At 34.4% G+C, this 384-nt stretch carries 1 protein-coding gene; it reads left to right on the forward strand.

The window, feature by feature from the left end; translation table 11 throughout:
* Positions 1-84: 84 nt before the first annotated feature.
* On the forward strand, positions 85-384 hold a 300-nt coding region (locus tag H4O21_RS28390), incomplete at its 3' end, for a toxin-antitoxin system YwqK family antitoxin (RefSeq protein ID WP_220495875.1).

The raw sequence follows: 384 nt of genomic DNA on the forward strand, positions 1-384 counted from the left end.
ATTTATCATTATCACATTACTGGTGAAGACCCTTATTTAAACGGAAACGGATTTTTCGGTACACCAGGAAATATATCACGCTAGTTGAAATTCTTTTATTGTCATATCGTCTTTATTATGCTATTTGCAGTAGGTTGTAATAGGGCAGCTGAAACAAATATTGTAGGAGCTTCAGACGAAAACTTGAAGTTAGATAATGGAGTTTTACTCTACAAGCAAAAGCCTTTTAATGGTGTGTTGTTAGAGAATTTCACGACTGAAATTATAAAGTCTAGAACGGAGTACCTCAATGGAAAAAAGCATGGTAATGAACAACAGTGGTACACAAATGGAAGTCAATTAAGCGAGCGTTTTTATTCAGAAGGATTTAAGGTTGGAGTTTAT

Origin of the sequence: Oceanospirillum sediminis (genome assembly GCF_014164585.1) — a bacterium.
Lineage (GTDB): Bacteria > Pseudomonadota > Gammaproteobacteria > Pseudomonadales > Halomonadaceae > Oceanospirillum > Oceanospirillum sediminis.